This window comes from Amphibacillus indicireducens (assembly GCF_039539605.1).
Lineage (GTDB): Bacteria > Bacillota > Bacilli > Bacillales > Amphibacillaceae > Amphibacillus > Amphibacillus indicireducens.
This window is the reverse complement of sequence record NZ_BAABDL010000085.1, coordinates 1-19,642: the sequence shown is the minus strand read 5'-3', so window position 1 is coordinate 19,642 and position 19,642 is coordinate 1. Positions and strand designations below refer to the sequence as shown.

Here is a 19,642-nt window from a genome sequence, read left to right as displayed (position 1 = left end):
GGTCAATCAATACGCTAAAGTAATCTTAGCACAAAAAAATACATTCCAGTTTATTCCATTAAACTGAAACGTATTCTTTTTACCTTATAAAATTTTTGCTAAGAAATCTTGAGCACGTGCTGTCTCTGGTCGTTCAAAGAATTTTTTAGGATCACCTGTTTCAATTAACTTTCCCTCATCTAAAAAGATTACCCGATCAGCTACCTCTTTAGCAAAGCCCATTTCATGTGTAACGACAAGCATCGTCATCCCTGAATGAGCTAAGTCTTTCATAACATCAAGGACTTCTTTCACCATTTCTGGATCAAGCGCTGATGTTGGTTCATCAAATAACATCAGTTCTGGCTCCATTGCTAACGCCCTTGCTATCGCAACCCGTTGCTTTTGTCCACCAGATAAACGATTTGGATAGTCATTCTCTTTCTCTTCCAATCCAACCCGCTTTAATAGCTCCCGTCCTTTTGCTTGCGCTTCTTGCTTTGATAATTGCTTAACTTTAATCGGTGCATAAGTAATATTTTCTAAAACAGTCAAATGCGGGAAAAGATGAAAGTGCTGAAACACCATGCCAATTTTCTCTCTCGCCTTTGTTATATTTGCTTTTGGTGCAGTTAATTCATCACCATTAACAAAAATTTTCCCTTCAGTCGGCTGCTCAAGTAAATTAACACAACGCAGTAATGTTGATTTCCCTGAACCAGATGGGCCAATAATCGAAATAACCTCACCTTTTTTTATGTCAAGATTTATATTTTGTAAAACTTCATTTTTATCAAAGCTTTTCGCTAAATATTCAATTTTAATCACTTCGTTTTAACCTCCATTCCAACCGCTTCCCTATTATCGTTAGCGTCATAACCATTAAGTAATAGAGCAATCCGACAAATAGATAGGCTTCAAAATTACGAAATAAGTCAGCTCCTACAACTTGGGCTCTTCTCATCAAATCTAAATAGCCAATTGTTGATACAATTGCCGATTCCTTTGTCAAAGTAATGAATTCATTCATTAATGCTGGAAGAATATTCTTTAGTGCTTGCGGTAAAATGATATCGATCATTCGTTTCCGATATGAAACGCCTAATGCCATAGAAGCTTCCGTTTGCCCAATATCAACCGCTTCAATCCCAGCCCTAATAATTTCAGACACATAAGCGGCAGAGTTTAGACCAAATGCTAATACCGCTGATAAAAACGGTGAAATATCATAACCAAATAACTGGGGTAAACCAAAATAAATAATCATTAATTGCAAGATTAACGGTGTCCCTCGAAAAATGGACGTATATGCATCGGCAACCCATTTTAATGGTTTAATTTTCCCGATTTTAAATAAAGCAAATACAGTACCTAAGATAAATCCAACTAAAATTGAAACGATGACAAACTGTAATGTTACCCATATTCCTTCTATCATAAAAGGAATATAAGGCACGATTTGGCTAAAGTCCAAATTCATGCCCTACACCTCATTTCCTGATCAAATTTATTTATTCAGATAGCCACTCTGCTTCCCATTCAGCTAATTTACCTGATTCAATTGCTTGTTCAATAATTGCGTCAACCTGTTCAACAAGCTCACTTCCTTTTGGAAAAGCAACAGCCATACCTGGTGTCGTTCCAGACGGGTCATCAAAACCAGCTAAATCTTGAGCTGCAATAAAACCAAGAGCAACTTCTTTATCTAAATAAACAGCATCCAATCGGTTACTTAAAAGTTCTTGGATTAAACCTTGCGCATCATCAAGTGTCTTTACTTCAAAATCATAGTCTGCTTGTAGGTTGGCAGCACCTTCTTGTTGAATTGAACCTAACTGAACACCAATCGTTTTTCCATTAAGGTCATCAAGAGATGTAAATGCAGCATCTTTTAGACTAACAAACATCTCACCAGAACTATGGTACTCAATCGAGAAATCAACGTTTTTACGACGATCTTCATCTGCTGACATACCTGAGATCACCATGTCAATTCGTTCAGCTTGTAAAGCACCAATCAAACCATCAAAGTTCATATCTCGGATTTCTAACTCCATCCCTAATTCATCGGCAATGTAGTTCGCAAGCTCAATATCAAATCCGACAATATCACCTTGTGGATTACGTGATTCAAATGGCGGATAATCAGCTGATGTACCCATAACTAACGTGCCAGAATCCTCATTCGCTTTGGCTTCATTCCCACTTGCATCATCGTTTACTGATCCTTCATCATTACTTGTACCACACCCTGCTAAAACAAGGACAAACATCATCATTAATGCCATAATTAATAAATAATTCTTCTTCATTTTTTTGCTCCCCTTCAGATTTAAATGTATATTTATTCATTAATATGCATTTTATCAGATTTTTATAAGTTTGAAAAGGGGGTAAGTGAATAATTATTAATTTTTTTGTGAACAATTTGTACGCTCCGTCTAATTGCGGCTATGATAATAGACCAACCATCTTTAATCCGTGTAAAATTCCATCTTGATCAACATCTTTAGTGACATATTTGGCTACTTCTTTCGCTTCAGGTACAGCATTCCCCATTGCGACACTATTTTTAACTGTTCGTAGCATTTCAACATCATTTAAACCATCACCAAATGCATAGACATGATCAGGATCAATATTTAAAGCCTTTACTGCTGCTTCAATCCCTTTCGCTTTAGAACCGCCTTTTGGGATTACATCAACTGATAACGGATGCCAACGAACAAATTCAAACTCAGGATATTTCTCTCGATAATATTGCTCGTCCTCTTTTTCAATAAAGAAAAGTGTTTGATAAAACTCTTGCGCTTGATTAAATTCAGGATCAAAGCTTGGCGTAACATCCAGTTTTAATGTAGCTAAACTGTCGTCAATCGCTGAGTGTCTATCAATGTTCGAATGCATCGCTTTTTCGGTCATGAACACTGCGGGCTGATCTTTAGCTAACCCCTCAGTCGTTAGTTCTGATAGTCGCTCCCCGTTCAATGGATTTGTAAAAATAACCTCACCATTAATAACAACATAAGAACCATTAAAACTAACAAATGAATCGATTTGTAATTCTTCTCTAAGTGGAAGATACATAAATGGTCCCCTACCTGTCGCAATAGCGGTAATATGCCCCTTTGCCTGCAATTGTGCAATTGCTTTTTTTGTTGATTGCGGTAGCTTCTTATCGTGGTCTAACAACGTCCCGTCAATATCAAAAAAAATCAATGCCTGGTTACTCATAGATTAATCCCATACCCTTCTTTTTTTAGTCGGCTTTTAGTATAGCACAATTAATTTATTATTACTGAGTTAACAACTTTTAAAAAACAAGCCTATTTTATCATTAACCCTCGATTATTTAGGTGAGAGGAGGTGATTGATGTGGCACAAGCAACAATGATTCAATCAAGATTGCAGTTGTATTTTGAGCAAGGAATTGATGAGAACACTGGAGCTGTCATTACGAAAACGAAGTCATTTAATAACGTTAAAACGAGTTCAACTCCAGAACAATTATTAGAAATAGCGACAGCTTTAGCTGAATTACAGCAACATCCATTATACGAAGTTCGTCGTAATGATGTCGCGCTATTATCTGAAATCTAAACCATCAATTACTTTATTTTCTTTATAGGAGGTGATAATTTTGAAGACATTAGAACTAAAGTTTACTAATGATGAAGGACGCGTTGTTACGCTTTCACTTGATGATCCGGTAGAACCAGTAAATCCTGAAGCCGTTCGTCAGGTCATGGAACAAATCATCGATCTGAATGCCTTTACTTCAAGCGGAGGCGATCTAGTAGCCAAGCATAGCGCCCGTATTGTTGAGCGCCATGTTGATGATATCGTTTGGTAATTAAAATTGACTTGTCCTGAAAGCATGAGTTAGTCACCTTCAGGACAAGTTTTTAAATTAGAAAGGGGATTATAATGCATGAACAATGGTTATCTTTAATTGCTGAAGTTGGCTTTCCAATTGCTGTCACGTTTTATTTGTTGCATCGGATTGAAACAAAACTAAACACATTAATTGAAGCAATCACCATTCTTCCTGAAAAAATGAATCGAAGCTAAAAGAGTCCTTTGACTTTTTTGAAAACTCAATCTTTTCTATTGATGAAAATTAGAAATCAAGCTATAATTGACGGTAATAACTTTTGAGTGACGCTTGTAAAGGGGGGATATCAATGCCAATTAACGTGCCTAAACAACTACCAGCACGAGCAATTCTAGAAAAAGAGAATATTTTTTTAATGGAAAAAAATCGAGCGACAACTCAAGATATTCGTCCATTGAAGATTTTAATTTTAAATTTAATGCCTGATAAAGAACGAACAGAAACACAATTGTTGCGTTTATTAAGTAATTCACCATTACAAGTATCGGTTGACTTTATTCATACGGAAACATATCAATCAAAAAACGTCAGAAAATCTCATCTAGAAAAATTTTATCAAACATTTTCTGAAATAAAAGATCAACGCTATGATGGGATGATTATTACTGGAGCTCCAGTCGAACATTTTGATTTTGAAGAAGTTGATTATTGGGATGAGCTTGTCGAAATAATGGAATGGACAAAAGAACATGTCACCTCCACGCTAAATATTTGCTGGGGTGCCCAAGCTGCGCTTTATTACCATTATGGAATTACGAAAACGATGCGGAAAGAAAAAATAAGCGGTATTTATTCCCACAAACTTGTTCGTCCAACAAATAAACTCGTTCGTGGGATCAATGATGAATTTAAAATACCTCATTCTCGTCACACCGACTCTGATTATGTAGCAGTTGAAAAACATGATCAATTAACAATTTTAGATTCATCTGATCAAGTTGGACCATTATTAATCGTTTCAAATGATGAAAAGAATGTGATGATTACCGGACACATTGAATATGATGCCGATACTCTTTTACGAGAATATCAACGGGACTTAGCTAAAGGTCTTGACATTCACGCACCGAGTAATTATTTTCCTGATAATGATCAAAAAAAGCAACCGGTCAATCATTGGCGTTCTGAAGCTTATTTGATCTTTTCTAATTGGCTCAATTATTTTGTTTATCAAGAAACGCCTTTCACATGGTAAAAGGGAAGCAAATTTTAAACATTTGCTTCCCTTTTTTATGACACGATATTATTCATCCTCATCATCTAGATGGAGACTCACTTCGATCCGTACTAACGAACGACGTAACACAACTTGTAAGCTCCGCATTTGTACTTCTTCTGAAGCCTCAAGTGCAGCTTCTGCCTCTCGTCGATCTTGTTCAGCACGCTCTAAATCAATTTCGTCTGGACGTTGAGCGATCGTGCTAAAGATGTTTACATTTGTTCCATCGATTTCAACAATACCATTAAAGACGGCAATCTTTTTCTCAACGTTATCATTAAATATTCTTAAAATCCCTTCACCTAAAACAGCCGAAACTGGTTCATGACGAGCAAGGACACCGAGATCACCGTCGATACAACGCATGATCAGCATGTCGGCTTCCTCGACGAATTTTTCCCCACGTGGTGTCGTTATATTAAGATTGATTTTTTCACCTTGGACTAACTCAGTCTGTTGTTCAGACATATTAACCACCTTGTGATTTCTGATATTTTTCGACTACTTCATCGATCGTTCCAACATTATGGAAGAATCCTTCTGGAATATCATCATGAACACCTTCAATGATTTCTCTAAAGCCTCGAATTGTTTCTTCAACAGGTACATAACGACCAGGAATAGAAGTAAATTTCTCCGCCACATGGAATGGTTGCGACAAGAATTGCTGAACTTTTCTTGCTCGGTTAACAGTTAACTTGTCTTCTTCAGACAACTCATCCATCCCAAGAATCGCAACGATATCTTGAAGGTCTTTATAACGTTGTAAAATACTTTGAACAGCACGAGAAACTTGGTAATGTTCATTTCCAACAATGCTCGCCTCTAAAATTCGTGAAGAAGAGTTTAGCGGGTCAATTGCAGGATAAATCCCTTGTTCAACAATTGCGCGCGACAGAACTGTAACTGAGTCTAAGTGGGCAAAAGTTGTTGCCGTTGATGGATCCGTATAGTCATCAGCAGGTACATAAACAGCTTGAACAGATGTGATCGAGCCAGATTTTGTCGATGTAATCCGTTCTTGTAATGAACCTATCTCTGTTGCAAGTGTCGGCTGATAACCTACAGCACTAGGCGTTCGCCCTAAGAGTGCAGATACTTCAGAACCGGCCTGAACAAAGCGGAAAATATTATCAATAAACAGTAATACATCTTGTTTCTGTACATCTCTGAAATATTCTGCCATTGTTAGTCCAGTTAGACCAACTCTCATTCTAACTCCTGGGGGTTCGTTCATCTGACCGAAAATCAGACCTGTTTTGTCAATAACACCAGAGTTTTTCATATCATAATAAAGGTCATTACCTTCACGTGTACGTTCACCAACACCAACAAACATTGAATAGCCACCATGTTCTTGTGCGATACTGTTGATCAGTTCCATAATTAAAACAGTCTTACCTACACCTGCACCACCGAAAAGACCAATTTTACCACCTTTCGAGAATGGACAGAGTAAATCAATTGCTTTAATTCCGGTTTCAAGCATTGCTGGCTCGGCTACTTGGTCAGCAAGACTTGGCGGATCGCGGTGAATCGCCCACTGCTGTTTTGCTTCAATGTCTGGTTGATTATCAATTGGATCACCCAAAACATTCACCATGCGTCCTAAAACTTCTTCACCAACCGGGACGGTGATTGGAGAGCCTGTATCTGTTGCTTCCATGCCTCTTGTCAGTCCGTCTGTTGGGTGCATAGATATACATCTAACCGTGTCATCACCTAGGTGTTGCATAACTTCTAAGACGATTGTTTCATCGTTATGTTTGACTTCGATTGCATTATACAGTGCAGGTAACTCGTCTTCGAAGTGAATATCAATAACTGCTCCGATTATCTGAATTATCTTTCCTTTATTAACTATCATGTATTCCACCTTTACTCGAGCCAATTTCATAAAAAACTGAAATGAATAGTAATTAAACTAACTAAATACTATTTGAAGAAAGCAAATCACGGTGCTGCCTCCGACAAAACATTTTGTGTTTTAAACTTAATTATGAAATTTACTCACTTATTTACTTAAAAAATTTGCGCTACCGACGATTTCACTTAGTTCTTGTGTGATAGCTGCCTGGCGTTTACGGTTATACATACTAGTTAAGTCTTTGATGAGATCTGATGCATTTTTACCAGCAGCATCCATATTAACCATTCGAGCTGCTTGTTCGCTTGTATGTGCCTCAGAAAATGCTCTGAAAAGGCTCATGTGCAAATATAACGGCATCACATGATCAATAAATGTTGCCAGATTCGGCTCATATTTCTTTTCATCACTATTTCCAAATCCTTCAAGTTCTACACCGGTAGCGACTGGAAGTAATCGCTCAACCTGTGGTGTATAACTTAGGACGTTTTCAAAGCGCGTGTATGCAATATATACTTCTTCCACTTCACCAGACAAATAGAGTTCCGATACCCATTCTGCTAGGTTTTCGGTTCCATAATATACCCGTGCATCAGCTATATTTGTGATTTTACGGATAATATTTTTATTTCTCTTTTTAAAATATTCATTTCCTTTTGAGCCCACGACAAGAATTTTTTCATTCTTTCCTTCATTCATATGTTTCAAAGCATGTGCCAAAACATTTACATTATAGCTACCAGAAAGTCCACGATCACTTGTCAATACAATATATAACGAGTTTTTCACTTTACGTTCAAAGTAAAACGGATGATCTTCAACTTCTTCTTTGTTACCGATTTCTTCAACTACACGCTTTAATTCGTGGTACATGGGCCGGACACCTTCCAACTGCCTTCTCGCTTTTTGCAACTTCGTGGAGGCGACCATGTCCATCGCTCTAATGATTTGCTCAGTAGAACGGACGTTTTCGATTCTTTGCTTAATATCTCTCATCGAAGTCACATGACTACCTCCTTAGTTGTAGTTATACTGTTTCTTCGTTTCCGCTATCGCTTTATCAATATCTTTAGCAAGATCGTCAGAAATTTCACCTGTCTCACCAATTTCTGCTTTAATATGAGCAGCATTATTGTTTACATAACCGATAAAGTCTTTTTGGAATCTCAGTATTCGCTCAACTTCAATATCGCTTAGATGTTTGTTGCTTAAAGCATAGAGAATTAACACTTGGTCTTCAACAGCCATTGGTTTGTATTGTGGTTGTTTGAGTACTTCGGTAATTCGTTCTCCTTGATTTAATCGGTCTAACGTATCTTGATTTAAGTCAGAGCCAAATTGTGAGAAAGCAGCTAGTTCTTTATATTGTGCAAATTCGATTCTTAATGGTCCAGCAATCTTCTTCATAACAGGAATTTGTGCTGATCCTCCTACACGCGATACCGAGAATCCAGGGTTAATCGCCGGACGAATACCATCATTGAATAGATCTGATTCTAAGAAAATCTGTCCATCTGTAATTGAAATAATATTCGTCGGAATGTAGGCAGAGATATCACCTTCTTGAGTTTCGACAATTGGTAAAGCAGTTAAAGTACCGCCACCATTTTCTTCACTCATGCTTGCCGCACGCTCAAGTAATCTTGAGTGTAAATAGAAGACGTCTCCTGGATAAGCTTCACGACCTGGTGGACGACGTAAAAGTAAACTAATTGCACGATAAGCTACAGCGTGTTTAGACAAGTCATCATAAACAACAAGTACATCTTTGCCTTTATGCATCCATTCTTCAGCAATTGCACAACCTGAATATGGCGCAACATATTGTAATGATGCAGAATCGCTTGCTGTCGCCACGACTACTGTTGTATATTCCATCGCACCTGTCTCATTTAAGGTTTTAATGATTCGAGCCATCGTCGAGGCCTTTTGTCCAATCGCGACATACACGCAATGAACGTCTTTATCTTTTTGATTAATAATTGTATCAATTCCTATTGCAGTCTTACCTGTCTCACGGTCACCAATAATTAATTCCCTCTGACCTTTTCCAATTGGTACTAATGCATCAATTGCCTTAATACCAGTTTGTAATGGCTGATTTACTTCACGGCGATCGATTACACTTGGTGCAGGACTTTCAATCAATCGGTAGCCATCAGCTGCGATTGGGCCTTTTTCATCAATCGGCTCTCCTAAAGCGTTAACTACACGACCTAACATCCCGTCTCCGACAGGTACTTCAGTCATTCGTCCTGTTAATTTAACAGGATCACCTTCTTTAATCCCTGCATCAGAACCCATAATAACAACACCAATACTATCTTCATCTAAGTTTAGTGCCATTCCTTGAGTCCCATTGGCAAATTCAAGTAGTTCACCACTCATTGCACTGTTCAAACCGTGTACTCGAGCAATTCCATCACCAACTTGAATGACTGTACCAGCTTCAGAGAAATCCAATTCTTCTGAGTAGGATTCAATCTGTTTTTTAATCACCTTACTAATTTCATCAGGATTAATGATCATTGATAACCTCCTCTCTTCAATCTATCTTTCATAACATTTAATTTTGTTCTGACCGTACCATCGAATATTTTTCCATCAATTAAAATGTAAAATCCACCAATAACATCAGGGTCATTTTCATGTTTAATCTCAACGTCCATATTCGTTTGTTTTGTTAATAATGTACGAATTGATTCGATTTGATTTTGATTAAGTGGTTTGGCAGAGACAACTCTTGCCTCAGTTTTTCCTAAGCGTCGATTAGCCCGATTAATAAACTCGGTTAATGCGGGTACAATCAGAGATTCACGATTCTTTTGAACCATTAAAAACAAGAACCCCATTAAATGCTTTGAAATTTTACCTGAAAAAGCACTTTCGAATAGTTCGTACTTAGCCGAATTGGCAATGTTAGGATGTGTTAAAAAAGCTTGTCGATCCTCAGCTTTAAACAAATCCCGAACTAAAATCGTTTGGTTTAAATCCGCTTCTAAGTTACCGGTCTCATCTGATAACTCTAAAAGGGCATTTGCATAACGTTCATTTAGTTTAGCCATTGCGTCTCCTCCAACTTAGCTAATGTTTCCTCAAACAGTTTATTTTGAGATTCATCATCTATGTTTTGAGTGAGATATTTTTCGGCCATTATTGACGCTAGTTCAATGATATAGAGACGTGATTCTTCTTGAAACCGTGTTTGTTCCTTAGAAACACTCTCCAATGAACGTTTTTTAATCTCTTGAGCCTCTTTTTGTGCCTCAGCTAAAATAACTTTAGCTTCATCTTCAGCAGTAAGGCGAGCAGCTTCAAGAATTTCAATCCGCTCTTGATCAATTTCTTCAATTTTTTTATCATACTCTGCGATCAGTTCATTGCCTTTGGTCATCGTTGCTTCTGCTTGATCAATTTCATCTTGAATCCGATCCGCCCGTTTTCGTAAAAATTCTTTTACGGGTTTATAGAGTAGCCAGCTTAGTGCTATTGCTAAAATAATCCCATTCAGTAATTGAAGACTACCTGAGAAAAACGTTTGTAAGTCTAAACCGAAAACGCGGCCTTCAGGAGCCGTTTGTGCCAAAAGTGATACCATACTATGCAATTAAAATAGCCTCCTTTCGCTCTGTTTCCCTCACATGCGTTAAACGTTTTTTTAACCTAAGTGGTTAATTAAAATCGTAACAAGTGGGTTAGCGAACAGCATAATGATTGCAATTAGAAGACCATAAATACCAGAAGTCTCTGCTAAAGCTAAACCAACAAACATCGTTGTACGGATTGAGTCTTCTGCTTCTGGTTGTCTTGCAATAGATTCTAATGCCTGAGCGGCGATCTTTGCCTGTCCAAATGTTGTTGTCACACCATTTAATAGTGCGAGTGCTGCTGCGATATGTGCGATTGCGATTACAAATGCTAATGGGTCTTGCATGTTTAATTCCTCCAATTCAATACTTGTTTATTTTTTTATTTATTCTCGTCTTGCTGTATGTAATTTGGCGTTAATCTGCTGCTGTTTTTACATACATAAGACTTAAAATAACAAAGATGTACGTCTGCAAAGCACCAATGATCACGTCGAAAAATGCGTGGAGCAATGACGGGATTCCAATTTGGATAAACACCGGAGTCAATGCATAATAAAGTGTTAAAATAATTGTCCCTGATAGCATGTTTCCAAACAAACGGAAACTTAATGAGACGGGTTTTGCTAGTTCTCCAATTAAATTCATTGGAAAGAAAACAAAGTGGGGCTCAAAAAATGTTTTTAAGTAGTCACCTTTTTGATGCTTGAAGCCCATGTAAAACATTAGTATTAAACTAACAAAAGCAAAGGCAAATGTTGTTGCCCAGTCTGCTGTCGGTGCTCTAAGCCCAAAGACACTGAGTAACGCCGACCACAGTAAGAACATAAACACCATGAAAAACCACGGAGCAACGTAGGAGAGTTTTTCACCTAAAGTGTTTTTAACAAAATTATCAAAAATTTCAACTACCGCTTCAATTGCATTTTGAAAACCTGTTGGGACGCGTTTAAATTTGCGCAGTTTAATTCGTGTGATAATTGCGACTACAATTAGGAGCAGCATGATGAACCACGTGTTGACAATCGTTTCTGTGATCCAAAATTCTTGTCCTGCAATTTCAATACTCCATAGATTATCGATTTCTAAACCCAATGACTAATCACCACCTATCATGATAATCGATTTGCTTAATTTTTAGTTGTTGAGCGAACGCTGTAAACAGCTACCTGGAATGCTAAAATACCTGCGACGACTCCCCATAAACTCACTTGTGGGACGAGTGCACCAATTAGAAATGCAACACCTGAAAGTAAAAGTCTTAATACGTGCTGGATTGTGACATAATTTCCTGCAGTTTTTCGCTCCATTTTCAGTGCTTTGTTGACGGCGTGTTCCAGGAGAATTACTTTTGAAATACTTACGGCTGAGCCTAAGGTGGCTCCGATTAAAAATGGAAGGAAATCTAGTGAGCGGTGATAAATTACTGAACCTAACGTACTAACGGTTGCTATGATTAAAATTGTAATAATCATTCTTTTTGCTAAATCAGACAGTTTCATAATACCTCGCTTCCTTAATAATCATGCACTGGTTGTTATGATTTATTCTTTGGCACATTAAATAAAGATTTAAGTGCTGCTCCTGCACCTAAAAGTGAGAAAATCAATAACAGCCACGGTGACGTACCAAATAGATCGTCTAAGTATTTCCCTATTAAAACACCGATTAATACCGTTGCTCCCATGGTTACGCCGATTTGCGAGAAGTATGCTAATGTTCGGATCATGTCATTATTTTGACGGGACTTGTTGTCACCATTTTCATGTTCAGTCATTATCATGACCTCCTCGCTTTAAAAACATGGTACCCTAACTAAAATGCCATTTGGGTACCATGTTCCGCCTTAGAAAATCGTATCATAATGATTTAGAGAGTGTCAAGGAATAAGCCATCCAGCAATGGTTCTGAACCCTTCAATTAAACCCATTTTTAAACAGGTCACTTTTGTATATATAAGTGTAAGTGGTATAGTCTTTTTCTAAAAAAGTATTCGAGTATAAAAATACGAACGATTATATTGAAGTTAAAGCCATGATTTTCACTTTGATCAGACGGATTTTGCTCTTCACTCGAACATTTTAATTATTGAAAATGCCGTTTAAAAACAGGTTCAATCAAATTTTTATTGATTTTTCAGAATTTTTTTGATCATTCAATGATGTTAGCGATGGCATGCAATCGCTTGGTACAATTGGTTTCTAGCTTGATGTATTTATAATTTGGTGAATTTTAATTTGATTAATTTAGTTTTAGGCGATAAAGGCTTGCAATTGCTTCATATGCTTGCTATAATGAATTTAGCTATTTTGTTCGACAAAACACTTCAAGTAACTAACATCGTGAAAGTTTTCGTTTTGATGCTTGAGCAAGAATAGTAATACATGTGTGTGGATATACCACACTAGGAGGATAAGTAATATGGCACAAGGAACAGTAAAATGGTTTAACGCAGACAAAGGTTTTGGCTTTATCGAAGTTGAAGGACAAGATGATGTATTCGTACACTTCTCAGCAATTCAAGGCGACGGCTTTAAAACACTTGAAGAAGGACAAAGCGTAACTTTCGACATCGAAGAAGGCAACCGTGGTCCACAAGCAGCTAACGTTACTAAAGAATAATTAAACTAATAACTAAAGGGAGAACGAGATGACTCGTTCTCCTTTTTTGTCTAAATTACTTTTCAGATCAAAAAACATGTACCCGCAATTACGAATACATGTTTTTTGATTTTATAATTAGTCACGGTCATCATAGTCTAGGTCAATGATCTTACCTGTTTGAGCATCAATGTCAACTTCGATTTCATACTTAGACGTTTCCATCTCAATTTCGTAATAATATTTACCATCATCACGATCAAGTTTTGCTTCGATAATTTTCGCACCTGGCTCTTTTGCTAGAGCGATTTGTTTTGCTTCATCCATTGAAATAATCTCACTGTTCCCCTTACGACTACCTTCTAATCGCTCATATTCAATCATAATAACTTTACCAGTATATGCATCAATTTCAATCTCTACCTCTTGATCATCTGTATGCATTTCAATCTCATAATAGCGCTGACCATCATCAGAATCTAATTCGATCTTGATAATTGTAGCATTTGGAACCTGATCATGGGCAATTTTACTTGCATCATCTGAGGAGATGATCACATTTTTACTCGGTTTTGTTGTTGTTGTTGTCTGATTCGACTGTTCTTTTGGCTCTTCTTTCTTTTCTTGCTTAACTTCTTCTACCTGAGTTTGTGCATCAGCTTCATCAACTTTTGTTGTTTCTGTATCAGACTTCTGCGCAACTTGTTTACGATTTTTGTTTTCCTCTAACTTAACGATCTTACCTGTTTCAGCATCTATTTTTAACTCATACTGCGCATCCTCTGTTTCAATTTCAATTTCATAGCGGCCATCATCAAATTCGACTGAGACGACTTCACCTTGGAATTGATCTTGGGCAATTTTCTCAGCCTCTTGTCTTGTCATTGTTGCTTCACTTGTGCTCGGTGATGATTGGAAAATTAAAAATGCGACACCGAAAACGATTAATCCTCCTACTATACTTGCGATTGCTTTAATTGTTGCTTTTTTCATAATGAACGACCTCCTTATTTGATTACCTTTAGTTTATCGAAGGTATATGAAAAACAACTTTAAATTAAATGAGAATTTGATGAGAAAATCATTAATTCGGGATCATAATTGAAAAAGTTGTTCCTTTACCTTGTTCACTAGTCAGAGTTAACGTCCCTCCATGGGCTGAAATAATCTCTTTTGCAATCGAAAGTCCTAACCCTGTACCACCTGTTTCTCTACTTCTTCCCTGATCAACTCGATAAAATCGATCAAAAATTTTCAGCTGATCTTGTTCACTTATTCCCTCACCACAATCAATCACAGATATCAACACATGATCACTCACTTGCTCAAGTGACAACTGAATTAAATCATCACTATACTTCTGAGCATTGTCTAAAAGAATATAAAGCACTTGATTGATTTTTTCCGGATCAACACTCACCTCAATCTGCTCCGTATTCGTATCAAACTGAATACTTCGATTAAAAGCAGCTGAAATTGAACGAATCGAATCACGTGATAATTTAACTAAATCAACCGTTTGATATGTCAAACCATCACCACGATCTAATGTCGCTAACATCAACATCTGTTGAATCAACTGCGTCATCCGATCTGTTTCGAAATCAATCGCTTCAACAGACTCTTCAATCACTTCTGGGTTCACTTTCCCCTGACGTTGAATCAACTGCGCATAGCTTTTAATAATGGCTATCGGCGTTTTCAATTCATGTGATGCATTTGAAACGAACTGCTTTTGTTTGAAAAAATTCTCCCTAATCCGTTCATTCATCTCATTGTAAGTCGCGCCTAGCTGGGCAATTTCATCATTAGATTTCGAATTCAGCTCAATTAACTGCCATTCACCATCTGTCTGATTTGACTTCATCACATCTGTCAAGCGTTTAATTGGCTTGAAAATAATTTGGCTAATTCCTTTTCCTGCAAGCCAAATTGGAATGATCATGATAACAAGTGCAATGATAAGTACGTATGATAAAATATCCATCATCTCGTCAACTTGATCAATTCGTTCAATCACTTCTAATGAAACAACTTGACCATCTGTCCAAATTAACGGAAACGATAACCGGGCAATTCGACCAAGCACAGGGTCATTTATTTGCTCAATTTGCTGACCTGAGTTAAATACAGGATCAACAGCTGTTAGTTCTGTATCTCTTGTAACGGTCTGAATCGCCACTTGTTGATCATTAATAACGCGAATCATGCCATCTGTTGGTAAATACGCGCGTAACAACTGGCTCGGATCCACTTCTTGCGCAGCATCACTCGCTAACGCTTCCCTTATAACGGCAGCTTGACTTTCAATTCGCTCCATTTCTTGATTAATCGTAACCGATTGAAATGAAATATAAATTAAGCCAAAGATTAAGATTAAAAAACTGATCATAATCCCAGTTACAATTAAAGATATTTTTTGTCTCAGTGTCACCATTAATCAGTCCTTATAATATAACCGATCCCTCGTACTGTTTCGATTAAGTTGTAGTCAATTTTTTGCCGTAAGTAGCGAACATAAACATCAACAACATTTGTTTCACCTGCATAGTCGAAGCCCCAAACTTGGCTTAATAACTGATCTCGTGATAAAACTTGATTGGCGTTCTTGGCTAGGTAAACGAGTAAATCAAATTCACGCTTTGTTAATTCAACTAACTGACCTTGCCACGTCGTTTGATATTGAGCCTCATCAATGATAAGTTCTTTCACACTAATCTGGTGATTTTGTTGTTGTGTTTGCTTTTGATTATTTCTTAGTTGGGCACGAATTCGAGCTAATAATTCTTCAATTTCAAACGGTTTCGTCATGTAATCATTTGCCCCTAAGTCGAGGCCGCTTACTTTATCGTAAGTCGCATCTCTAGCCGTTAATAAAATAACTGGTGTAACTTGCTCGTCTTTTCTCATCCGACGCAAAATCTCCATCCCACTCAATCCGGGCAACATCACGTCCAATAAAATCAAGTCATAATCTTCTTGATTAATCAAATCTAATGCTTCACGACCATCATAAACAGTTGTCACTTGATAACCCTCATATTCCAACTCTAACTGTAAAACCCGCGCTAACTTCTTTTCATCCTCAACTATAAGTATATTCAATTACTTCACCTAATTTCTATAATATCATCCTAACTACAGTTTAGCATAAGAGTGTGTCATTCAATTAATTAAGTGCATGAATTAAAAAAACCAACAGCCTTTTATATTTTAGACTGTTGGTTAAATTTTATTGAATTGGTAGCCAGTTAATCACTTGCTTAATATGATGATCCCAGTAACCCCATTCGTGCTCACCTGGATCAAAAATCGTTTCGATATCTAATGATAATGTGTCCGTCAGTTCTTTAAATCGTACATTATGGTCAAAGAGAAAATCTTCAGTCCCACACGCATGATAAAGTTTCGGTTTTAAACCAGCTAATTGATCGACCTGTTTGGCCAAGTGGAAAATATCATGACTTGTTCCTACTAAATTCTCTCCACCAAATGCATTGAATACTGATTGATTCTTCGGATTATCACCTTGGTCAACTTGCTCATGATTCGCTAAATCTAAAACACCAGATAGTGAAGCACCTGCTGCGAATTGATCAGGTTGATTTAAAAGCCATTTGAAGGCACCATAACCACCCATTGAAAGACCAGCAACAAAGTTATCTTCACGGCGATCAGAAAGCGGGAAGAAAAAACGTGCTTTATTAGGTACTTCTTCGGTTAAAAACGTCCAGTACTTTTTACCATAACGCATGTCGGTATAAAAACTATGATCAACATCTGGCATCACAACAGCTAGACCACGTTCATTGGCATAGCGCTCAACAGACGTCTGTCTCGTCCACATTGAGTGATCATCACTAAAACCATGCAATAAATATAGTGTTGGATATGGTTTGATCGTACCATCTTCATTTTTAAGAGGTTTATCAGGTAAAACAACCATCATTGTCGTCTGTTTCGTTAGTGCTTCTGAAAAAAACTCACATGTCATTCTTGCCATTTCGTTTCCCTCCACTGCTTCTTAGTATCGTTTAAAATCGGACATCAACTTTGATCTCAGTTGTGTTTAAATTATCTAAGCCTATATAGCGTTTCGTCGTCATGATCGTCCGTTGATGTAACCGTTTTTGGATCAATGAAATTGCGATCCCATTTCGGTAGGCATGGTAAGCATATGTCTTCCGTAATGTATGCATATTAACTGATCCGGTAATTCCATGTCGCTTGGCAATCTTCTTAATGATTCGACTCGCTTGTTGTCTTGAAATTGGCTCTTTTGCTTCTTTTGACTGAAACAGATAATCGTCATGTGCTAATTTTTCATCTGAAACGTACCGCTCAATTAATTCTTTCAGTTGGGGATTCAGATAGATCGGTGCATTTGGGTACATTGATAAATTTAAAAATGATCGTGATTCATCACTATCAAAAACATCTTGCTTCTTTAGTTGTAACAGGTCCTTCATTCGTAACCCAGTGTGTAAAGCTAATAAGACGAAGCAATAGTTTCGTGTTGGCGTTTCTTTACTTGCCTCAATCATTGCTCGAATTTTTTTCACATCTTTAATTGGTTCCGTCACTGACATATCCACACCTCCATGTTACATAATGTGATTGTAACATACAATTATGTAACATTAAACAAAAAGGTTATTGCTTAAATGTACCTCATAACTTCTAATATAAATTAAGAATAATTATAATCGAGACACAATTTTGATTTTTGCTCTAAGTACCTACTTTCCATGAGATTAAGTCTTCTGTTCACATCCTGCTAGTATCATTGACTATATCAATCACTTGATCAAATTTTTTAATTAGTACTTCAAAACAGTAGAGTTGTATAAACTTTTCTTTCCTATATCAGGTCTTATCGATGTGAGTTAAGATAACTAGCTCTAAGTAAGCGAATCACACCCGCAGCTGAGAGATGTTTCGCTTTCCTACGGGCAAGGCTTGAGCTAACTTTGCCAAGCAAAGCCCGCTTGTCAAAGTGGATCTCAAGCTCTTGCTTTTCCCGTGGGAGTCTACACATCTCTCATCTGCTAAATAGTCTGTTTCATGCGATGTTTTAGAGCTCTTTCATATCCTGTAGGCAAGTAGACATTAGAGTAGAGCAAATATGAGGACATCTACGGGAAAAGCGTAAGCCGAAGATCCACTTAGTCTAACTGACCCACATCCTATGCGTCCAAGGCACTCCTGCGATAGCAAATTTTTCCCATAGCGGTTGTATTGAGAGAGCAATATCAGTCACATAATTTGATTTTATCTTAACTTGTTTATACAACGCTACTGACTTCAAATTAATTGTAATTATAATAACATTAACCAAAATTAAGAAGTTCATTATGCTAAAACTTCAAAGAATATACTACCATTTCTTCTATATTAATCTCATTCCTTTGCTTTGTTTGCACGCTGTTCAGAGCTTATTACACCTCTTAATACTAATCCGAACCATAATCTGTTCCATTTCCATTACTCTCCGAATTAGAGTCTACTTCATCATTTTCAGAATCAGAGCCCTCTCCATCACTTTCTGAACCAGAGCCTGTTCCACCACTATCTAAACCAGAGTCTGTTCCACCACTACCTGAACCAGAGTCTGTTCCACCAGTACCTGAACCAGAATCTGTTCCACCACTGCCTGAACCAGAGCCTGTTCCGCCACTGCCCGAACCAGAGCCTGTTCCACCACTGCCCGAACCAGAACCTGTTCCGCCACTTCCTGAACCAGAGCCTGTTCCACCACTGCCTGAACCAGAGCCTGTTCCACCACTGCCCGAACCGGAGCCTGTTCCACCACTGCCCGAACCGGAGCCTGTTCCACCACTGCCCGAACCGGAGCCTGTTCCACCACTACCCGAACCAGAGCCTGTTCCACCACTACCCGAACCAGAGCCTGTTCCACCACTACCCGAACCAGAGTCTGTTCCACCACTACCTGAATCAGATTTTCCATTTCCCCAAAAATCAGAACCATTATCTACTTCTGTATTAATATTTGAATAATTCCCATATTCTTGATTGTGCCCAACTTCACTATCGTGTATATCTAACTCTTCCTCATCTTCCAATTCATCGAGTTCTACTTCGATGTCGTCTGTGTTAAAGCTGAATTGGTCAGCATACTTAAACCGATAGCCACGTCTTGATCTAATGTGTTGATTGGACAACAATAGCGCTTCACCGTCTTGACTGCGTGAAGGCTGTGCGCCTGATTGATTGCTGATCATCGTTGGAACAATAATCCCGATTAATGAAATTAATAATAGCGTTAATCCGATCATTAGGTTCTTTTTATTCATATCATCACCTATTAGATTAATTTGATAGGTTAACCATAGCATATTACAGTCTTTTTTTGGACAAAATCATGCTTTTTTCTACAAAAAATTAAATTTTTTTAAAATAATAACCTGCATTATTCATAACTTGATTTTTTATAGGTGATTTGCCCATTAAATTGCCAAAAGTGAATGCCAGTT

25 protein-coding genes are annotated in these 19,642 nt (G+C 37.5%); 5 read left to right on the top strand and 20 right to left on the bottom strand.

Annotated elements, in window-relative coordinates; all coding sequences use genetic code 11:
• Window positions 1-84: 84 nt before the first annotated feature.
• From ABD814_RS07915 to ABD814_RS07900, 4 genes are all read right to left on the bottom strand, one after another.
• Window positions 85-807: an amino acid ABC transporter ATP-binding protein gene (locus tag ABD814_RS07915; RefSeq protein ID WP_344911975.1), complete on the bottom strand. Its 723-nt coding sequence runs from the start codon at window positions 805-807 to the stop codon at window positions 85-87.
• Window positions 800-1,459: an amino acid ABC transporter permease gene (locus ABD814_RS07910; protein ID WP_344911972.1), complete on the bottom strand. Its 660-nt coding sequence runs from the start codon at window positions 1,457-1,459 to the stop codon at window positions 800-802. Before ABD814_RS07910 ends, ABD814_RS07915 begins: the two co-directional genes overlap by 8 nt.
• A gap of 31 nt (window positions 1,460-1,490) precedes the next feature.
• The gene (locus ABD814_RS07905; protein WP_344911970.1) at window positions 1,491-2,291 is read right to left on the bottom strand and encodes a transporter substrate-binding domain-containing protein; all 801 of its coding nucleotides are present in this window, start codon (window positions 2,289-2,291) and stop codon (window positions 1,491-1,493) included.
• A gap of 139 nt (window positions 2,292-2,430) precedes the next feature.
• Window positions 2,431-3,213, bottom strand: coding sequence for a Cof-type HAD-IIB family hydrolase (locus tag ABD814_RS07900; protein WP_344911968.1), 783 nt, complete (start codon window positions 3,211-3,213; stop codon window positions 2,431-2,433).
• A 141-nt stretch (window positions 3,214-3,354) separates the two neighbouring features.
• On the opposite strand from ABD814_RS07900, the gene ABD814_RS07895 reads away from it, so the two are divergent.
• The 4 genes from ABD814_RS07895 (at window position 3,355) to metA (ending at window position 5,069) form a co-directional block, all read left to right on the top strand.
• The gene (locus ABD814_RS07895) at window positions 3,355-3,579 is read left to right on the top strand and encodes a DUF1659 domain-containing protein (protein WP_344911966.1); all 225 of its coding nucleotides are present in this window, start codon (window positions 3,355-3,357) and stop codon (window positions 3,577-3,579) included.
• Window positions 3,580-3,619: 40 nt separating this feature from the next.
• Window positions 3,620-3,832: a DUF2922 domain-containing protein gene (locus ABD814_RS07890; RefSeq protein WP_344911964.1), complete on the top strand. Its 213-nt coding sequence runs from the start codon at window positions 3,620-3,622 to the stop codon at window positions 3,830-3,832.
• A 74-nt stretch (window positions 3,833-3,906) separates the two neighbouring features.
• Window positions 3,907-4,050 carry a YvrJ family protein gene (locus ABD814_RS07885; RefSeq protein WP_344911962.1) on the top strand — a complete coding sequence of 48 codons (144 nt, stop codon included), beginning with the start codon at window positions 3,907-3,909 and terminating at the stop codon, window positions 4,048-4,050.
• Between the two features lie 113 nt (window positions 4,051-4,163).
• Window positions 4,164-5,069: a homoserine O-acetyltransferase MetA gene (gene metA, locus ABD814_RS07880; RefSeq protein ID WP_344911960.1), complete on the top strand. Its 906-nt coding sequence runs from the start codon at window positions 4,164-4,166 to the stop codon at window positions 5,067-5,069.
• Window positions 5,070-5,117: 48 nt separating this feature from the next.
• On the opposite strand, the gene atpC is transcribed toward metA, so the two are convergent.
• From atpC to ABD814_RS07830, 10 genes are all read right to left on the bottom strand, one after another.
• Window positions 5,118-5,561 (bottom strand): ATP synthase F1 subunit epsilon, encoded by a 444-nt coding sequence (gene atpC / locus ABD814_RS07875; RefSeq protein WP_344911958.1) that lies wholly within the window; start codon window positions 5,559-5,561, stop codon window positions 5,118-5,120.
• 1 nt (window position 5,562) lies between these two features.
• Window positions 5,563-6,960, bottom strand: a complete 1,398-nt coding sequence (gene atpD, locus ABD814_RS07870) for a F0F1 ATP synthase subunit beta (RefSeq protein ID WP_344911957.1) — start codon at window positions 6,958-6,960, stop codon at window positions 5,563-5,565.
• 147 nt (window positions 6,961-7,107) lie between these two features.
• Window positions 7,108-7,956 (bottom strand): ATP synthase F1 subunit gamma, encoded by an 849-nt coding sequence (gene atpG / locus ABD814_RS07865; protein WP_344912190.1) that lies wholly within the window; start codon window positions 7,954-7,956, stop codon window positions 7,108-7,110.
• Window positions 7,957-7,977: 21 nt separating this feature from the next.
• Window positions 7,978-9,489 carry a F0F1 ATP synthase subunit alpha gene (atpA, locus tag ABD814_RS07860; RefSeq protein WP_344911955.1) on the bottom strand — a complete coding sequence of 504 codons (1,512 nt, stop codon included), beginning with the start codon at window positions 9,487-9,489 and terminating at the stop codon, window positions 7,978-7,980.
• A complete protein-coding gene (gene atpH, locus ABD814_RS07855) occupies window positions 9,486-10,025 on the bottom strand; it encodes an ATP synthase F1 subunit delta (RefSeq protein ID WP_344911954.1) in 540 nt (179 codons plus the stop codon). Before atpH ends, atpA begins: the two co-directional genes overlap by 4 nt.
• Window positions 10,013-10,558 carry a F0F1 ATP synthase subunit B gene (locus ABD814_RS07850; RefSeq protein WP_344912188.1) on the bottom strand — a complete coding sequence of 182 codons (546 nt, stop codon included), beginning with the start codon at window positions 10,556-10,558 and terminating at the stop codon, window positions 10,013-10,015. Before ABD814_RS07850 ends, atpH begins: the two co-directional genes overlap by 13 nt.
• A 60-nt stretch (window positions 10,559-10,618) precedes the next feature.
• Window positions 10,619-10,894, bottom strand: a complete 276-nt coding sequence (gene atpE, locus ABD814_RS07845; RefSeq protein WP_344911953.1) for an ATP synthase F0 subunit C — start codon at window positions 10,892-10,894, stop codon at window positions 10,619-10,621.
• A gap of 70 nt (window positions 10,895-10,964) precedes the next feature.
• A complete protein-coding gene (gene atpB / locus ABD814_RS07840; RefSeq protein WP_344911951.1) occupies window positions 10,965-11,642 on the bottom strand; it encodes a F0F1 ATP synthase subunit A in 678 nt (225 codons plus the stop codon).
• Between the two features lie 35 nt (window positions 11,643-11,677).
• Window positions 11,678-12,049, bottom strand: coding sequence for an ATP synthase subunit I (locus ABD814_RS07835; protein ID WP_344911950.1), 372 nt, complete (start codon window positions 12,047-12,049; stop codon window positions 11,678-11,680).
• A gap of 35 nt (window positions 12,050-12,084) precedes the next feature.
• A complete protein-coding gene (locus ABD814_RS07830) occupies window positions 12,085-12,324 on the bottom strand; it encodes an AtpZ/AtpI family protein (protein ID WP_344911947.1) in 240 nt (79 codons plus the stop codon).
• Window positions 12,325-12,968: 644 nt separating this feature from the next.
• Here ABD814_RS07830 and ABD814_RS07825 point away from each other — a divergent pair.
• A complete protein-coding gene (locus ABD814_RS07825; protein ID WP_344911946.1) occupies window positions 12,969-13,169 on the top strand; it encodes a cold-shock protein in 201 nt (66 codons plus the stop codon).
• Between the two features lie 117 nt (window positions 13,170-13,286).
• On the opposite strand, the gene ABD814_RS07820 is transcribed toward ABD814_RS07825, so the two are convergent.
• From ABD814_RS07820 to ABD814_RS07795, 6 genes are all read right to left on the bottom strand, one after another.
• Window positions 13,287-14,141 (bottom strand): PepSY domain-containing protein, encoded by an 855-nt coding sequence (locus tag ABD814_RS07820; protein ID WP_344911945.1) that lies wholly within the window; start codon window positions 14,139-14,141, stop codon window positions 13,287-13,289.
• Between the two features lie 91 nt (window positions 14,142-14,232).
• Window positions 14,233-15,582 (bottom strand): sensor histidine kinase, encoded by a 1,350-nt coding sequence (locus tag ABD814_RS07815; protein WP_344911943.1) that lies wholly within the window; start codon window positions 15,580-15,582, stop codon window positions 14,233-14,235.
• A gap of 2 nt (window positions 15,583-15,584) precedes the next feature.
• Window positions 15,585-16,253, bottom strand: coding sequence for a response regulator transcription factor (locus ABD814_RS07810; RefSeq protein ID WP_344911942.1), 669 nt, complete (start codon window positions 16,251-16,253; stop codon window positions 15,585-15,587).
• A 127-nt stretch (window positions 16,254-16,380) separates the two neighbouring features.
• A complete protein-coding gene (locus tag ABD814_RS07805; RefSeq protein ID WP_344911940.1) occupies window positions 16,381-17,151 on the bottom strand; it encodes an alpha/beta hydrolase in 771 nt (256 codons plus the stop codon).
• A 31-nt stretch (window positions 17,152-17,182) separates the two neighbouring features.
• Entirely contained in the window at window positions 17,183-17,737 is a 555-nt protein-coding gene (locus ABD814_RS07800; RefSeq protein WP_344911939.1) for a tyrosine-type recombinase/integrase, read from the bottom strand.
• Between the two features lie 864 nt (window positions 17,738-18,601).
• Complete coding sequence (locus ABD814_RS07795) at window positions 18,602-19,462, bottom strand: hypothetical protein (RefSeq protein WP_344911937.1); 861 nt, start codon at window positions 19,460-19,462, stop codon at window positions 18,602-18,604.
• Between the last annotated feature and the right edge of the window lie 180 nt (window positions 19,463-19,642).